This is a genomic window from Hoeflea sp. EC-HK425 (assembly GCF_902498795.1).
GTDB classification, from domain to species: Bacteria; Pseudomonadota; Alphaproteobacteria; order Rhizobiales; family Rhizobiaceae; genus Hoeflea; species Hoeflea alexandrii.
In genome coordinates this window covers 1627788-1643469 of sequence record NZ_LR701572.1, presented here as the reverse complement: position 1 = coordinate 1643469, position 15682 = coordinate 1627788, and the positions used below count along the sequence as shown (strand labels likewise).

The following is a 15682-nucleotide window of genomic DNA, read 5'->3' as shown; positions in this document are numbered from 1 at the left end:
CAACCGTGGCCTTTATACCTTCGCAGGAACACGTATCTATTGGGATAGAAAACGGCGTTTATCCGGCCGCTGGCCTGCCGCGCCGGCATCTGCTGCCGGAAAAGAGGGAGTACGCATGCAAAAAGATCCGAAAATTCTAGTTGTCGCAGAAGAACCTATGTTGATGGTGGACATGCTGTCCGAACTCGAAGGCCGTGGCTTTTCGGTCGAGCCGATGAAACCAGGCGAACAGTCGCACAACTGCCTTCACCCCGGTGCGGTTGACGCGGCGGTGTTTGATTTCCACCGGCTGAAAGAATCCTCTCTTCGTTTTGCATTGGAACTGCGCCGCCTGCAGGTTCCGGTCGTGGCTTTGGGCGACGACCATTCATCCGACGTGGCCCGCCGGGCAGGTATCGAAGACTGTCTTCCCATGCCGGTCGACTATGACAGGCTATCCGAACTCCTGCTCGCACTGGTGCACTTTCCTGCCCCCACACACGACGGCGCAGGCGGCCATGCCGGTAGTCCGGTCTGAGGCCCGGGCTCAGACTGATCATGTTATTACCGGCTCTGGACTAGCTTCCCATAAAGTGCTCCAGCTTATCAACCACATCCAGCGATATCGATTGCCTTGCCGGGATGCTGTCCAGCGGACAGGGTTTGTCGAAACGCTTGAGTGCCTCTCCCATATCGAAAACGTTGGCCGCTTCCAGCCCAGCCAGTTCCTTCCATGACACTGGAATGGCAACGGGGGCACCTTTGCGGGCACGAACCGAATAGGGAGCGATCGCCGTCGAACCGCGGTCGTTGCGCAGCCAGTCGATGAAAATCCGGTTCTTCCGTTTCGCCTTCGACATCGTGGCGACGTAACGCTCCGGCTCTTTTGATGCGAGGTAACTGGCCACGGTCCGGGAGAAAACCGATACGGTTTCCCATCCTGCTGTTCTGCGTAGCGGAACGATCACGTGAACCCCCTTCCCCCCGGTGACCATCGGAACGCAGTCGAGAACGACCCGGTCAAGCAGCGCGCGGATGGCCTCGGCTGCCTCCTTGACATCCGAGAAGCTCAGTCCCTCGTCGGGATCAAGATCGAACACAAGCCGGTCGGGCTTCTCCAGCATGTCTTTCCGCGATCCCCAGGTGTGAAACTCGATGGTGCCCATCTGTGCGGCTGCCACAAAACCTGCCCGGCGGTTGATCACCATGTACGGCTCGGTCTTGCCGGAACTTTCCTTGAGATCCATCGTATCGATGCCATCGGGAAATCCCTTGCCTGCATGCTTCTGAAAAAAACAGTCTCCGTCCCGCCCGTCCGGACAACGAAGCAGGGAAACCGGCCTGCTCCCGGCCAGCCCGAGCATGCGGTCCGATGCCTTTTCGTAGTAGCCGACGATATCGCCCTTGGTACAGCCGGCATCGGGAAAGACAACGCGATCCGCGTTGCTGATCATTACACCGAGAACGGTTGTTGTATTGTCCGGATTTTCGGGTTGCTTCTCCAGTTTGACCATTCTGCCCTCCTTGTCCTCGCGTACACCCTTGAACACGGCATGCCGGAGAATGCCCTGGTCGGTGAGTTCGGCATACTCCACCTCGACGACCATGTCCGGCCGGAGCCACCGCGCGGAGTCCGCAACATCATCAGGTACATCTTCGAACGGGCTTGTCTGGCGGCTTTTGTCGTTCATCAGGGCCGACAGCGTTCCAGGGTGGGCATCATTGAAGCCAACGCCTGAAGCTGATGCGCCCGCCCGAACTCGTCGCGGAATACATTTCCACCGGTATCGAGACCAGCGACAAACGTAACTGCCCCTTCCAGATCGGTCGTGCAGCCATGGTTCACTCCAGTCTTCACCTGTTTGAACGGCTCAATGATCAGCCGTTCGTGCCCTGATCTGCATAGAGCTTGCGAGCCCGCAACCGAGGCGCCAGCATCCAGGCGAGCGGCGCGGTCAGAATGAAGCCGGCGATGATGACGGCAGGCAACAGGTAGACAGCGTTCTGCGAAAGTGCGGGTATCGAAAGAACGGTGATCGCGCCTGCTCCGAAAAGCACGGCGTTGAGTGGCAAGGCGATCATGCCTGCGATGAATGTGCGTGTACGCATTTCGCTCTCCTTTGTTCCTGCTGACCAACGCTCAAGTTGCGCTGTTGTTCCGATCTGCTTTGCCATGCACAGGTGCTGGCCGGCCTAAACTGCTGGCAGGCGGTCGAGTAGATCTTCCATGTGGACCGGGAACTTGCGGACCCGCACGCCTGTCGCTTCATGGACCGCATTGGCAATCGCGGGCCCCGCGCCGCAGATGCCAAGTTCCCCGATCCCCTTGCTTCCCAGCGGGTTTGAGTGTTCGGAGTAACCGTCGAGGATGTGCACTTCCAGATCGGGAACGTCCCGGTTGACCGCAATGTGGTACTCGGCGAAATCGCGGTTCATGAAGCTTCCGAAGCGGTCGTCCATCAGGCTTTCTTCCAGCAACGCCCCGCCGATGCCGAAAATCATGCCTCCCATCAGCTGCGACCGAGCGGTCTTGCGGTTGAGGATGCGTCCCGCATCGAAAACGCCCAGAAGTCGCCTGACCCGGATTTCTCCGGTGTCGGCATCGACTTCAACTTCTGCAAACTGTACTCCGTAGGAATAGTCTGCCTGGCCCTTCGCATGGTTGTCTGGGTCCACGGCGCCGTCCGCGCTCAGACCTTCAGCACCGATGAGGTCCGCAAGTTCGATACGTTTTCCATTTGTCAGGACCTTGCCGTCCTTTATGGCAAATGCGTTGGCGGAGACGCCGCTTTCGGTGAGCCGTTCACTCAGCGCCGATTTGAGTTTGGCGCAGGCTTCGAGCAGCGCCGAGCCCGAACTGGACGCTCCAAACGATCCCCCCGACCCCGCCGTTTCGGGAAAACGGCTGTCGCCGAGTTGCACAAGCACCTGGCTCGCCGGCATTGACAGTGTTTCCGCCGCGATCTGGGTGAGGATCGTGTAGGTACCGGTTCCGATATCGGTCATGTCCAGTCGCGCAACAAGTCTGCCATCGGCAGCCAGTTTGACTTCCGCCTGTGCAGGGCTGAGCGTATTGGGGCGAATGGCGACGGCCATTCCCCGCCCGACGAGCTTGCGGCCCTCCATTCGGCTGCCGGGTTTGACCCGGCCGGACCAGCCGAACTTGGCGGCCCCGGTTCTGATACAGTCCAGAAGCCGTCTATCGGCAAACGCATGCCCGCTTGTGGGATCCTGTGTCGGTTCGTTGAGGATCCGGAACTCGACCGGATCGACCCCGCACATTTCTGCCAGTTCGTCGATCGCGGTTTCGTATGTCAGCGTGCCAATGGCTTCTCCAGGCGCACGCATGCTATCCACCTTGGGAATGTCTGCCTTGACCACCCGGTGGAAGGTATGAATTGCATCGGCGGCGTAGCTGGCCCGCGTTGGCGATGCCGGTGCTTCGGCAAACGGATAGTTGCGGGCCATGGAGGCAAGCGAGGAATGGCGGACAGCCCTGAGCTTGCCGCTGGCGTCTGCGCCGAGCTTCAGCTCCTGAAGATGCCGTGATCGGTGCGGACCGTTGGCAAACAGGTTTCGGCGGGTTTGCGCAACGCGCACGGCTGTGCCGCACTGCTTTGCGGCGAGAGCGGCAAGAATTGCCTCGTTGTGTACCCCGAGCTTCGAGCCAAAGCCGCCCCCGGTGAAGGGGGATATGATGCGGACATTGGCTTCGTCGATACCAAGTGTGTTGGCAAAGGCCGAGACAGCGGACGCGACGATCTGGATCGCCATGTAGACAATCAGTGTCTCGCCATCCCATTGCGCCACCGTGACATGCGGCTCCATTGCCGAGGCATGTTGGGCGCCGGTCAGATAGCTCACCTCCAGTTTGTGTGTGGACTGGGAGAACTGCGTCTCGAAATCTCCATCCTGGGTGTCCACTTCATCAAGGCCATCGACACTGTCCGGCTTTTCCGCCTGATCCTTGTGGTCGAGTGCATTGAAAACACCCTCTTCAGTTTCGATTTCGACTCGGACCAGACTGGCGGCATACCATGCCTGTTCAAGCGTCTCCGCGACCACCAGCGCCACCGGTTCGCCGAAGTGGCGGACGCGGTCGTTCTCAAGCACCGCGTGAGACTGGGTGAAGCGTCCCTCGTCCTCCGGGCTGCCATAGGGCTTCTGCTGCGGCACGGTCTTGTAAGTCAAAACCGAAACCACGCCATCGGCGGCTTCCGCGTCAGCCACGTCCAGTGCCACAATCCTGCCCGGAGCGGCTGGCGCTTCGAAGATGAAGCCTTCTGCAATACCGCCTTCCACCTGATGGTCCCCGGCATACTCGGCCCTGCCCGTCACCTTCGCCGGACCGTCCACGCGGTTCATCGGCTCGCCGATGATCTTGCTGGTCGATTGTTCCATCTCAATTGCCTCCCAGTCCGGTCAGCTCCCGCAGCATCGCAACAACAACGCGCGGTGCCAGAATCTTTTTGAAATCATTGTGCCCATGGCCTTCGGCGTCGGCCATCTCCTGTTCCAAGGCCTCCATGAACAGCGCGGCTTCGGGCATCTTGCCTTCCAGCATTGCTTCGGCCTTGGTCGCGCGCCACGGCTTGTGCGCCACGCCGCCCAGCGCAATGCGAAGGTTGCGCATGTGCCCGTCCTCAAGATCGAGCGCAATCGCGGCTGATACCACCGCAAAGGCATAGGACGACCTGTCACGAACTTTCCGGTAGGACTGAAGCCGCGGCGGCGAGGCTGGCAGTTCCACCGCAACAATCAGCTCTCCCTCATCAAGCACATGATCGAGATCGGGCCGGTCGCCGGGCAGCCTGTGCAGCTCCGTAACCGGAATCCGGCCTTCGGTGCCGTCGCGCTTGCGTGTGACGACTACTGCACCCAGGGCAGCCATCGCGACCGCCATATCCGAGGGATGAACTGCAATACAGTTTTCGCTTGCTCCGAGGATGGCATGAAAGCGGTTGAGCCCGTCGAGCGCATCGCAGCCGCTGCCGGGTTCCCGCTTGTTGCAGGCCCGCGCCGTGTCATAGAAATACTGGCAGCGGGTCCGCTGCAGCAGGTTGCCGCCGGTCGTGGCCTTGTTGCGCAACTGCTGGGTCGCGCCTGACAGAAGCGCAGACGAAAGCACCGGATAGTCTCTGCGGATCAGCGGATGGGACGCCAGATCGGTGTTGCTGACCTGTGAACCGATAAGCACAGCGTCTCCGCGCTCCTCGATTCGGTCCATTCCTGCGCGGGTGACATCGACGAGAACATCAGGAGTCTCGATCTGGTGTTTCATCAGATCTATCAGATTGGTTCCGCCACCCAGGAACCGCCCGGCATCGACGTGGCCGAGATGCTCTGGTGTTTCAAGGCGCTGATAATCAAAGGGTTTCATCGCTCGTCTCCCGACACGGTTCTGATGGCCTCCACGATGTTGTTGTAGGCACCGCATCGGCACAGGTTGCCGCTCATCCGTTCGCGGATCTCCTCATTGGTCATCGCCACACCAACCTCGCCTGTTACCACGCTCGGCAAGCCTTCGCGGATTTCGTCCACCAGCGCCGCAGCCGAACACAACTGCCCGGGTGTGCAGAAACCGCACTGGAAGGCATCCTTGTCGATGAATGCCTGCTGCAGCGGATGCAGTTCGCCGCCTTCTGAAAGCCCTTCCACCGTGACTACGGTGTCGCCCTCATGGGTCACTGCCAGCGAAAGGCAGGAGTTGATACGCCGGCCGTTGACGATCATCGTGCAGGCGCCGCACTGGCCATGATCACATCCCTTTTTGGGACCCTTCAGGCCCAGCGTTTCCCGCACCAGATCGAGCAGCGAGCGGCGCGGATCGATCTCGACGTCGTGAACCGTGCCGTTGACGGTCAGCATAAGTGGATACAAGGCATGTGCCTCCTCCTCTGCAAACATTGAACCGGACAGACGCCGGCAACCTTTCGGTAAACCTCCCAGCCGTTGCAATCGTTCCGCCATGAACAGAAATTTTTGGACCATCGGTCGATCGCGGAACGATCCATCGCGCCCGCCGTTGTGCAGAGCCAACCTGTTGAGGATTCCACATGACTTTTGATCGCCACGGTGAAAGAGAAGCCAGAAAGTCACTGGTGGAGAAGAAAAAACTCCATGAAAACAAATCGTTCTGGGCGAAGACACCGCGAATTTCGGTTCGACACCATCAAAAGCCGCCAGTCGGGTCCTGCGATGTGCTCATCATCGGCAGCGGCATCAGCGGCGCCCTTGTGGCGGAACATTTGTGTGACGGCACGCGGGATGTGATGATGGTCGACAGGCGCAAGCCTGTGCGCGGCAGCAGCCTCGACAGCACGGCAATGATCCAGCACGAGATAGATATCCCGCTTCATCAACTGGCGCGGAAGATCGGTGAAGACAGCGCCATCCGTGCATGGAGACGCTCTCGCGACGCCGTCACTTCGTTGGTCGATCTTGTCCACAGCCTCGAGATTGATTGCTCGATGCAGGCCAAGCGCACGCTGTATCTTGCGGGAAACGAATTTGGATCACGGGCGCTCCGGACCGAGGCCGGGTTGAGAGAGAAAGCGGGGATCGAGGCCAGATATCTCGACCGGGATACAACCGCGAAGGAATTTGCCATAGATCGTCCGGCATCGATCGTCTCGAGCGATTCCGCATCGGCAAACCCGGCCCAACTGACGGCTGGGCTGATCAGGATCGCCCAGGCACGGGGACTGAAACTGGCAAGTGCGGTTGAGGTGACCGATGTGCAGTCCTCTGGGGACCGGGTTGCCTGCGCGACCAGTGATGGCCGGCTGATTACCGCCAGGCATGTGGTGTTCTGCAGTGGCTACGAGTTCCTCAAACGGCTCGAAAGCAGGAAACATTCGGTTATCTCGACCTGGGCGATTGCTGCAAGGCCGCGAGGCTCTGTGCCAGGCTGGCTGGAGAACCACCTCGTCTGGGAGGCCAGTGACCCCTATCTCTATCTCCGCATGGCCGCAGACGGCAGCATCATCGCCGGCGGCGAGGATGAGGACAGCGCCGATGCCTTTGACGACCCGGTCAAGCTGACCGTCAACACCCAGACGATCATCGCCAAGACCGAAGCCCTGCTCGGGATCCGTCTTTATCCGCCTCACAGCCGGTGGGCCTCACCGTTCGGCAATACGAGTACGGGGTTGCCGTTCATCGGCGCGGTTCCAGGTCTTGAAAACGTCTATGCGGTGATGGGATTCGGCGGAAACGGCATCACCTTCTCCAAGTTCGCCGCCGAAATCATCAGGGGCGAAATCAATGGAAGCAAGGATCGGGATGCAGAGCTGTTCAGCTTCCCGGAAAGGTGACCGGAGCAAGGGAACAGCCGCTTTCGCGGCCCCTTCTGGCAGCGGTCAATCAGGTTTTCACCGGCCAAGCACGATCGGGCGATCGCCCTCCTGCCATTGCGGATACTTCTCCATGATCTGTGCGAACCGTTCGGACGCCAGAAACCGCTCGAGCCAGGCCTGCAGACTTGGCCAGGACTGTGAATCGAACCAGTCCTTGTCGATGAAGGCGAACTGGCGGACAAAGGGCAGGATGGCGAAATCGGCAAGGCTCGGGCCGTCGAAGATCCAGTGGTCGATCGTGGCGTCGAGTTGGTTCAGGAAACCGGCGGCCACGCTGCGCTGCTGCTCCGGGTCAGTGCCCGGATAGCGGTCGGCATACTTGGTCCGGTCGAGTGCGTGCTTGAAGGGGCCGTCCACCTCGGCAATCAGCCCGTAACCCGCTTGCGGCATCGACAGCCAGCCTTCGGGATCATGTTGTTTCAGGGCCCAGATCATCACGTCCAGGCTCTCGTCTATCACCTCACCGGCGTTGACAAGACAGGGAACCGTTCCGCTCGGAGAGGCTTCCAGAAAGGCAGACGGTTTGTCCCGCAACACGACTTCGCGCAATTCGACCTCAAGCCCCGCCGACAAGATGGCTAGACGGGCGCGGATCGCGTAGGGGCAGCGGCGAAAGGAGTAAAGAACGGGCGTCATCACGCTCCTGCTGTAGCAAACTCGGCCCGGATTTCAAATGCGGCGGCGTTGCCATCCGGTCACCTCCGGCTCCAGCAAAGGCTATTTGCCCCACCTCAACGCCATCACATCGAGATCCCTGGCAAGTTCGAGCAGGCGTGTCCGGGTGCGTTCCGACATCGGCTTGAGCGGGTGGCGTACATGGTCGCTGCCGATCACCCCGCCTTCCTTGAACACCACCTTGGCCGCACGCAATCCGCATTGGCGATTCTCGTGATTGATCAGCGGCAGGCATTTCTGCCATTGGGCAAGCGCCGCATCCTTGTTGCCGCCCCGGTACTCGGTGACGATCGGCCGGATCAGTTCGGGAAACATGGCGGAGGTCATGGTGCCGGTTGCCCCGGCGTCGAGGTCGGCGAGCAGCGTCACCGCCTCTTCCCCGTCGAACGGCCCTTCGATGTACGCGCCGGCAGCCTCGATCAGTGCCGCAAGCTTGTCGGCGGCAAAAGGGCACTCGATCTTGAAGTAGGACACGTTTTCAAGCTCGCGGGCGAGCCGCGCCAGCAGATCGACCGGCATCGTCACGCCCGACAGCGGTGCGTCCTGCACCATGATCGGGATCGAGATCGCGTTGCTGACGGCTTCGAAATGCTCGAAGATTCCCTGTGCTGCCGGGTAGAGTCCCGATCCGTGATAGGGCGGCATCATCATGATCATCAATGCGCCCATCGATTGCGCCGCCTGCGCGCGCTCCATCGCGATCCCGGTTGAGAAATGGCTCGTAGTGACGATCACCGGCACCCGTCCGTCCGCATGCTCCAGGCTCAACCGCATCAAAAGGCTGCGCTCGTCATCCGACAGCAGGAACTGCTCGGAATAGTTCGCCAGAATGCAGATCGCATCCACCCCCTGATCGATCATGCAGTCGATCACCCGGCGCATGCCGTCCTCGTCCACGCGCCCGTCGGGATGAAACGGTGTTGGAGCCACGGGGAGAATGTTGGCGAGCGGTTGCTTCATCTCATAGTCCTTTCGGGAATTGGCATCGGGCGAACTGGCGGGCAGCGATCCTTGGCAGGCTCACTCGACAAACGCTTCGACGGTGATCCGCTTGCCGAGCAGAAACGCATCGGCCACATGCGCCATCGGCGCCAGATCCATGTCGATCGCCCCTGCCCGCACCAGCCTTGCCATCCGGGCATAGAGCCGCGGATACTCCCCCTGAAGCGCGTTGTCGTGGGTAGCTGCGCTTTGAACCACGCCGTTGATGGATAGCGTCGCCCCGCCTTCCGACAGCACCAGGCTGCCCTGATCGGTTTCAATCGCAATGTTCCAGAACTGGTCGCCTTCCTTGCGGAAGTCGAGTTCGGCGGAAACCTCTGCTCCGTGCGGGTGGCTAAAGCGAAGATTTGCCGCGATCGGCGTTTCACAGTTCTCCGGAACCAGCAGTTCAGATGCGGAGACATGGATGGGATCAGCAAGAATTTCCGTAACGATCGAGAGTGCATTGATACCCGGATCGAAGACCCCGAGCCCGCCCGCCTGCCAGATCCAGGTCTGGCCGGGATGCCATTTGCGCACGTCTTCCTTCCAGGTCACCACGAGACTCTTGAGCCTCTTGCCGGCCAGCCAGGCTTTTGCCGGCGCTACCATGGCCGCTTCCCGCGAATGCCAGCTCGCATAGATCGAGACGCCGGCTTTGCGTGCCAGTGCCTCGAGCGCATGGCACTCGGACAGCGTTGCGCCGGGTGGCTTTTCGAGCATCACGTGACGCCCTGCGCGTATCGCGGCTTTCGCATAGTCGAACCGCGGCACCGGCGGCATGCATAGTGACACCACGGTGATGTCCGGCCGTGCCTGAAGCATCGTGTCGAAATCATCGAAGGCTTCGACCCCTTCAACCGTTCCATGCCGCGAGACGGTTGCGGCCAGTTCCCAGTCCGCTGACGCCGCGAGCGCCGGCACATGCTGGTCGCGGGCGATCTTGCCTATTCCCGCCAGGGCAATCTTGAATGGCATCAGTGTGAATCCCTTCCGACTGGTGAACCTCTGCATCCGACGAGAAAATCGAGATCCGCGCCAGTGTCGGCGCCGCCGATATGGGTGTGGTGCAGCCAGGCGTAGCCTGAGACTGGCTTGGTCTCGCCCGGTTTCCATTTACCGAGCCGTGTCGCCAGTTCCTGGTCGGATATGTCGAGCCGGATGCTGCGCGCAGAAACATCCAGTTCGATCATGTCCCCATTTTGCACAACCGCCAGCGGCCCGCCATCCGCCGCTTCCGGGGATGTGTGCAGGATCACTGTGCCATAGGCGGTGCCCGACATTCGCGCATCCGAAATCCGGACCATGTCGGTGATCCCCTTCTTCAGAATCTTCGGCGGCAGTCCCATGTTGCCGACTTCGGCCATGCCCGGATATCCCTTCGGTCCGCAATTCTTCAACACCATCACGCAGGTCTCGTCGATGTCGAGCGCGTCATCGTTGATCTTGGCCTTGTAGTCGTCGATGTCCTCGAACACCACCGCGCGGCCGCGGTGCTTGAGCAGATGCGGCGATGCGGCAGACGGCTTGATCACGGCGCCACGCGGCGCAAGGTTGCCTTTGAGAACGGCAATCCCGCCCTGCGCCGTCAGCGCCTTCTCGACCGGCAGGATCACCTCCTCGTTGTGGTTGACCGCATCCTTGACCTCGTCCCAGATCGCGGTTCCGCTGACCGTCATCGCATGCTTGTTGAGTAGACCCGCCTCACCCAGGCGCTTGAGCACCACCGGCAGGCCGCCGGCATAGAAGAACTCTTCCATCAGATACTTGCCCGACGGCATCAGATTGACGATCGTCGCCACATCACGTCCGCACCGGTCCCAGTCATCCAGCGTCAGATCGACGCCGACCCGGCCGGCAATCGCCAGCATGTGGATGACGGCATTGGTTGAACCGCCGATGGCGCCGTTGGTCCGGATGGCGTTTTCAAACGCCTGCTTGGTCATCACGTCGGACGGCTTGAGGTCATCCTTGACCATGTCGACGATGCGGCGGCCCGACATCTGCGCCATCACCCGCCGGCGGCTGTCGACCGCGGGGATCGCCGCGTTGCCCGAAAGCGCCATGCCAAGCGCCTCGGCCATTGAGGCCATGGTAGATGCAGTTCCCATGGTGTTGCAGGAGCCCGGCGAGCGCGACATCGAGGCCTCGGCTTCGAGAAAATCTTCCGGCGACATTTCGCCGGCCTTCACGGCTTCCGAAAACTTCCACAGATGGGTACCAGAGCCAACCCGCTCGCCGCGGAAATAGCCATTGAGCATTGGCCCGCCGGTCACGACGATCGACGGCAGATCGGTCGACGCGGCTCCCATCAGGAGGCTTGGCGTTGTCTTGTCGCAGCCGACCAGAAGCACCACCCCATCCATCGGCTGGCCGCGAATGGTTTCCTCCACCGCCAACGCCGCAAGGTTGCGGAACATCATCGCGGTCGGGCGGAACGAGCTCTCTGAGGCGGAGAACACCGGAACCTCCACCGGAAAACCGCCGGCTTCCAGCACACCATGTTTCACCCGTTCGGCAAGATCGCGCAGATGCGCGTTGCACGGCGTGAGTTCCGACCAGGTGTTGAGGATGCCGATCACCGGCCGGCCATCGAACATGTCATGGGGAAAGCCCTGGTTCTTCATCCATCCCCGGTGATAGATCTGGTCGCGGCCGGTTCCGCCGAACCATTCCTGGGAGCGCAGCCTTCGCGGCCAATGTGCTGGTTTGAATGTCATCGTGTTTCCAGAACCGCGGCAGCCGTCAGTGTGGCCGCGAGCGGTGTCTTCCTTTCGGATCAGCTTTGTTTGTTCTTGTTGTAGACATCGAAAATGACGGCCGCGAGCAGCACCAGGCCCTTGATCACCTGCTGGTAGTCGATGCCGATGCCCATGATCGACATGCCGTTGTTCATCACGCCCATGATGAAGGCGCCGACGACGGCGCCGACGATCTTGCCGACACCGCCCGACATCGACGCGCCGCCGATGAACACGGCTGCGATCACGTCAAGCTCGAACGAGACGCCGGCCTTCGGCGTCGCGGTGTTGAGCCGGGCGGCAAAGATAAGTCCCGCGAGCGCCGCCAGCATGCCCATGTTGACAAAGGTCAGGAAGGTCAGCCGCTCTGTGCGGATCCCCGACAGCTTGGCTGCCTTTTCGTTGCCGCCGAGAGCGTAGATGCGACGGCCGAGAACCGTCGATTCCGTCACGAATGCATAAATGATGGTCAGCAAGCCCATGGTGATGAGCACGTTCGGAAGGCCGCGGAAGGTGGCAAGCTTGTAGGACACGAAGACAATCGCCCCCGCCACCAGCAGGTTTCTGAGGATGAAGAAGCTCATGGGTTCGGCAGCCATGCCGTAGGCGCGGTTGCGGGCCCGGGCCCGCAAGCCGAGCCAGACGATCAGGCCGGCGATCACCAGACCGGTGACGACCGCGAACCCGTTCATGCGTTCGACACCGAAGATGGTTTTGACGAAAGGCAGAAGATCGGGAATGAATCCGGTGGAAAGCGCCTGGAACTGTCGCGGAAACGGCCCCACCGATTGCCCTTCGAGCAACCACAGCGACGCCCCGCGGAACACCAGCATGCCGGCAAGCGTCACGATGAAGGAGGGAATGCGCCAATAGGCGATCCAGTAGCCCTGCGCCGCCCCGATCAGGATGCCGACCATCAGGCAGGCGGGAATGGTCAGGTAGATCGACCATTCCCAGTTGACCATCATCACTGCCGCCAGTGCCCCGACAAAGCCAACCACCGACCCTACGGAAAGGTCGATATGGCCGGCGACGATCACCAGCAGCATGCCCAGAGCCATGATGATGATGTAACTGTTCTGCAGGAACAGGTTGGTGATGTTGACCGGTCTGAGCAATGTGCCGTCGGTCATCACCTGAAAGAACGCCATGATGGCGATCAGCGCCAGCACCATGCCGTAGTCGCGCAGGTGATTGGCGAGGTATTGCCCGGCCGACCGGCCTTGCTGGTTGTCCTGGGTATCAGCGGCTTCGCTCGCCATTGTCTCAACTCCTCACGATGAAGGACATGATGCGTTCCTGGCTCGCTTCCGCGGCGGTCAGCTCGCCCACGAGGGCGCCTTCATTCATCACATAGATTCTGTCACACATGCCCAACAGCTCGGGCATTTCAGACGAAATCATCAGCACGCCCTTGCCGTCGGCGACGAGCTTGTTGATGATGCCGTAGATCTCGTACTTCGCGCCGACATCAATACCGCGTGTCGGCTCGTCCAGGATAAGCACCTTGGGATTGGCAAATAGCCACTTGGACAGCACCACCTTCTGCTGGTTGCCCCCCGACAGGTTTCCGACCTTCTGGAACACGCCCGGCGTGCGTATGTTGATCGCCTTGCGAAAGCCTTCCGCGACATTGATTTCCTGGGCTTCCGAAATCACCCCGAGCGACGCCACTTCCGAAAGGTTGGCGAGCGTGATGTTGCGCTGAATGGTTTCGTCGAGAATGAGGCCGAGATGCTTGCGGTCCTCGGTCACATAGGCAAGGCCCGCGGAAATCGAGCGATCGACGGTGGAGACATCCGCCGGCGCCCCATCAACCAGCACTTCGCCCGAGATCCGCCGCCCGTAGCTCTTGCCGAAGATGCTCATCGCCAGTTCGGTGCGGCCTGAGCCCATCAGCCCGGCAATGCCGACCACCTCTCCGGCCCGGACGTTGAAACAGGCGTCACGGATGACCTGCCGTTCGGTGTGTTCCGGGTGCCAGACATTCCAGTTGCGCACTTCCATCAGCATCTCGCCGGGATTGCTTTCTCGCTCCGGAAACCGTTGCGCCATGTCGCGCCCGACCATGTCGCGAATGATCCGGTCCTCGGTGATCTCGTCGCTGTCGGCATCAAGGGTCGATATGGTTGCGCCGTCGCGGATCACGGTCACCCGGTCGGCGATGCTTCTCACCTCGTTGAGCTTGTGGCTGATGATGATCGATGTCACGCCCTGCTGCTTGAGTTCGAGAAGCAGGTCGAGCAGCGCCTGGCTGTCCTTCTCGGAGAGCGCAGACGTCGGTTCGTCCAGGATCAGCAGCCTTACATCCTTGGACAGCGCCTTGGCGATTTCGACGAGCTGCTGTTTGCCAACGCCGATGCGGTCGACGAGCGTGCCGGGCGCTTCCGAGAGTCCCACCTTTTTCAACAGCGCCTCGGTGCGCTGGAACGTCTCGTGCCAGTCGACGATGCCCCTGGTCGCGCATTCATTGCCGATGAACAGGTTCTCGGCAATCGACAGCAGCGGAACCAGTGCCAGCTCCTGGTGGATGATGATGATGCCGACGCCTTCGCTCTGCGAGATTCCGGAGAACTGAGCAAGAGCGCCGTCGTAATGGATCTCGCCTTCGTAGGTTCCGGCCGGATAGACACCCGAGAGAACCTTCATCAGTGTCGATTTGCCCGCTCCGTTTTCGCCCACCAGCGCATGGATCTCGCCTTTCATCACGGTCAGGTTGACCTCGTTGAGAGCCTTGACGCCCGGGAAGGTCTTGGTAATGGAGCGCATCTCCAGAAGCGGTTTCATGGCTCGGTCTCGGTATCGATGGAATTGGAGGTCAGAGCCCGGGCCGCGCGCGGAAACAGGCGCGGCCCGGACGGCATGCCGGCTGCTTGGGACAGCCTACTTGATCTGATCCATCGTGTAGTAGCCAGAACCGATGAGGATCTCCTCCCAGTTCGACTTGTCGACCGAAACCGGCTCCAGAAGGTAGGATTCAACGACCTTGACGCCGTTGTCATAGGTCGAGGTGTCGTTGATTTCCGGAGTGCCGCCCTGCAGCAGCGCTTCGACCATGCCCACGGTAACGCGGGCAAGCTCGCGGGTGTCCTTGAACACGGTCGAATACTGCTCGTCCGCCAGGATCGACTTGACCGACGGCACCTCGGCATCCTGGCCGGTCACGATCGGCATTTTGAGGTCGCCGGAACCGTAGCCAACGCCCTTGAGCGAGGACAGGATACCGATCGAAAGGCCGTCATAGGGTGAGAGCACGCCATGAACAGGCATGTCGGTGTAGTGCGCGGACAGAAGATTGTCCATGCGGGCCTGCGCCACCGCGCCATCCCAGCGAAGCGTGCCGACCTTGTCCATGCCCATCTGGCCGGAGACGATGACCACGTTGCCGGAATCGATCAGCGGCTGCAGAACGCTCATCGCGCCGTTGTAGAAAAAGAAGGCATTGTTGTCGTCCGGCGAGCCACCGAACAATTCGACATTGTAGGGGCCTTCGCCAAAGCGGGCCTTCAAGCCGTCAACCAGCGAACTGGCCTGCTGCACGCCGACCTTGAAGTTATCGAAGGTGGCATAATAGTCGACATTGCCGCTTTCGCGGATCAGCCGGTCATAGGCAATCACCTTGATGCCCGATGCGGCGGCATTTTCGAGCGCATTCGACAGCGTGGTACCGTCAATGGCGGCAATCACCAGAACATCGACACCCTTGGTGATCATGTTCTCGATCTGCGCCAGCTGGTTGGGAATGTCATCCTCTGCATACTGCAGGTCGGTGGCGTAGCCGGCGGCGGTAAACTGCTCGACCATCGAGTTTCCGTCGGAGATCCAGCGCGCGGATGATTTGGTCGGCATGGCGATACCGACGGTGCCCTTGTCCTGGGCGATAACAGGCGTCGAAATTAGACCGACGCCAAGCGCTACTGTCGCCAGAATAGATGTAAGCTTCTTCAT

General features: G+C 60.6%; 14 protein-coding genes and 1 pseudogene. 2 read left to right on the top strand and 13 right to left on the bottom strand.

Annotation, left to right across the window (positions count from 1 at the left end; genetic code table 11):
- Positions 1 to 115: 115 nt before the first annotated feature.
- On the top strand, positions 116 to 517 hold the full coding sequence (locus SPHINGO391_RS10560) for a hypothetical protein (protein ID WP_152008792.1): 402 nt from the start codon (positions 116 to 118) through the stop codon (positions 515 to 517).
- 40 nt (positions 518 to 557) lie between these two features.
- On the opposite strand, the gene ligD is transcribed toward SPHINGO391_RS10560, so the two are convergent.
- From ligD to SPHINGO391_RS10535, 6 genes and pseudogenes are all read right to left on the bottom strand, one after another.
- The gene (gene ligD, locus SPHINGO391_RS10555) at positions 558 to 1670 is read right to left on the bottom strand and encodes a DNA ligase D (RefSeq protein WP_152008791.1); all 1113 of its coding nucleotides are present in this window, start codon (positions 1668 to 1670) and stop codon (positions 558 to 560) included.
- Between the two features lie 43 nt (positions 1671 to 1713).
- Positions 1714 to 1818: pseudogene (locus tag SPHINGO391_RS25240) on the bottom strand (Ku protein); the annotation flags it as partial.
- 39 nt (positions 1819 to 1857) lie between these two features.
- A complete protein-coding gene (locus SPHINGO391_RS10550; protein ID WP_152008790.1) occupies positions 1858 to 2088 on the bottom strand; it encodes a hypothetical protein in 231 nt (76 codons plus the stop codon).
- Positions 2089 to 2172: 84 nt separating this feature from the next.
- Positions 2173 to 4380: a xanthine dehydrogenase family protein molybdopterin-binding subunit gene (locus SPHINGO391_RS10545; RefSeq protein WP_152008789.1), complete on the bottom strand. Its 2208-nt coding sequence runs from the start codon at positions 4378 to 4380 to the stop codon at positions 2173 to 2175.
- Between the two features lies 1 nt (position 4381).
- Positions 4382 to 5359, bottom strand: a complete 978-nt coding sequence (locus SPHINGO391_RS10540; RefSeq protein ID WP_152008788.1) for a xanthine dehydrogenase family protein subunit M — start codon at positions 5357 to 5359, stop codon at positions 4382 to 4384.
- A complete protein-coding gene (locus SPHINGO391_RS10535) occupies positions 5356 to 5886 on the bottom strand; it encodes a 2Fe-2S iron-sulfur cluster-binding protein (protein ID WP_244615396.1) in 531 nt (176 codons plus the stop codon). The genes SPHINGO391_RS10540 and SPHINGO391_RS10535 overlap by 4 nt, the downstream gene beginning before the upstream one ends.
- Positions 5887 to 6035: 149 nt before the next feature.
- Here SPHINGO391_RS10535 and SPHINGO391_RS10530 point away from each other — a divergent pair, with 149 nt between their 5' ends.
- A complete protein-coding gene (locus SPHINGO391_RS10530) occupies positions 6036 to 7295 on the top strand; it encodes an FAD-binding oxidoreductase (RefSeq protein WP_152008787.1) in 1260 nt (419 codons plus the stop codon).
- 57 nt (positions 7296 to 7352) lie between these two features.
- On the opposite strand, the gene SPHINGO391_RS10525 is transcribed toward SPHINGO391_RS10530, so the two are convergent.
- From SPHINGO391_RS10525 to chvE, 7 genes are all read right to left on the bottom strand, one after another.
- A complete protein-coding gene (locus SPHINGO391_RS10525; RefSeq protein WP_152008786.1) occupies positions 7353 to 7973 on the bottom strand; it encodes a glutathione S-transferase in 621 nt (206 codons plus the stop codon).
- Between the two features lie 81 nt (positions 7974 to 8054).
- Entirely contained in the window at positions 8055 to 8972 is a 918-nt protein-coding gene (locus tag SPHINGO391_RS10520) for a dihydrodipicolinate synthase family protein (RefSeq protein ID WP_152008785.1), read from the bottom strand.
- Between the two features lie 60 nt (positions 8973 to 9032).
- Positions 9033 to 9974 (bottom strand): Gfo/Idh/MocA family oxidoreductase, encoded by a 942-nt coding sequence (locus SPHINGO391_RS10515; protein WP_210385832.1) that lies wholly within the window; start codon positions 9972 to 9974, stop codon positions 9033 to 9035.
- Positions 9971 to 11713 carry an L-arabinonate dehydratase gene (araD, locus tag SPHINGO391_RS10510; protein WP_152008783.1) on the bottom strand — a complete coding sequence of 581 codons (1743 nt, stop codon included), beginning with the start codon at positions 11711 to 11713 and terminating at the stop codon, positions 9971 to 9973. The genes SPHINGO391_RS10515 and araD overlap by 4 nt, the downstream gene beginning before the upstream one ends.
- A gap of 59 nt (positions 11714 to 11772) precedes the next feature.
- Positions 11773 to 12996, bottom strand: a complete 1224-nt coding sequence (gene mmsB, locus SPHINGO391_RS10505) for a multiple monosaccharide ABC transporter permease (RefSeq protein WP_152008782.1) — start codon at positions 12994 to 12996, stop codon at positions 11773 to 11775.
- Positions 12997 to 13000: 4 nt separating this feature from the next.
- Complete coding sequence (gene mmsA, locus SPHINGO391_RS10500) at positions 13001 to 14521, bottom strand: multiple monosaccharide ABC transporter ATP-binding protein (RefSeq protein ID WP_152008781.1); 1521 nt, start codon at positions 14519 to 14521, stop codon at positions 13001 to 13003.
- Between the two features lie 96 nt (positions 14522 to 14617).
- On the bottom strand, positions 14618 to 15682 hold the full coding sequence (chvE, locus tag SPHINGO391_RS10495; RefSeq protein WP_152008780.1) for a multiple monosaccharide ABC transporter substrate-binding protein: 1065 nt from the start codon (positions 15680 to 15682) through the stop codon (positions 14618 to 14620).

Excerpts from the sequence above, each read along its gene's own strand:
- mmsB (WP_152008782.1), bottom strand. The coding sequence starts at position 12,996 with ATGGCGAGCGAAGCCGCTGATACCCAGGACAACCAGCAAGGCCGGTCG.
- mmsA (WP_152008781.1), bottom strand. The coding sequence starts at position 14,521 with ATGAAACCGCTTCTGGAGATGCGCTCCATTACCAAGACCTTCCCGGGC.
- SPHINGO391_RS10550 (WP_152008790.1), bottom strand. The coding sequence starts at position 2,088 with ATGCGTACACGCACATTCATCGCAGGCATGATCGCCTTGCCACTCAAC.
- SPHINGO391_RS10535 (WP_244615396.1), bottom strand. The coding sequence starts at position 5,886 with ATGTTTGCAGAGGAGGAGGCACATGCCTTGTATCCACTTATGCTGACC.
- SPHINGO391_RS10545 (WP_152008789.1), bottom strand. The coding sequence starts at position 4,380 with ATGGAACAATCGACCAGCAAGATCATCGGCGAGCCGATGAACCGCGTG.
- SPHINGO391_RS10530 (WP_152008787.1), top strand. The coding sequence starts at position 6,036 with ATGACTTTTGATCGCCACGGTGAAAGAGAAGCCAGAAAGTCACTGGTG.
- SPHINGO391_RS10560 (WP_152008792.1), top strand. The coding sequence starts at position 116 with ATGCAAAAAGATCCGAAAATTCTAGTTGTCGCAGAAGAACCTATGTTG.
- ligD (WP_152008791.1), bottom strand. The coding sequence starts at position 1,670 with ATGAACGACAAAAGCCGCCAGACAAGCCCGTTCGAAGATGTACCTGAT.
- SPHINGO391_RS10520 (WP_152008785.1), bottom strand. The coding sequence starts at position 8,972 with ATGAAGCAACCGCTCGCCAACATTCTCCCCGTGGCTCCAACACCGTTT.
- chvE (WP_152008780.1), bottom strand. The coding sequence starts at position 15,682 with ATGAAGAAGCTTACATCTATTCTGGCGACAGTAGCGCTTGGCGTCGGT.
- araD (WP_152008783.1), bottom strand. The coding sequence starts at position 11,713 with ATGACATTCAAACCAGCACATTGGCCGCGAAGGCTGCGCTCCCAGGAA.
- SPHINGO391_RS10540 (WP_152008788.1), bottom strand. The coding sequence starts at position 5,359 with ATGAAACCCTTTGATTATCAGCGCCTTGAAACACCAGAGCATCTCGGC.
- SPHINGO391_RS10525 (WP_152008786.1), bottom strand. The coding sequence starts at position 7,973 with ATGACGCCCGTTCTTTACTCCTTTCGCCGCTGCCCCTACGCGATCCGC.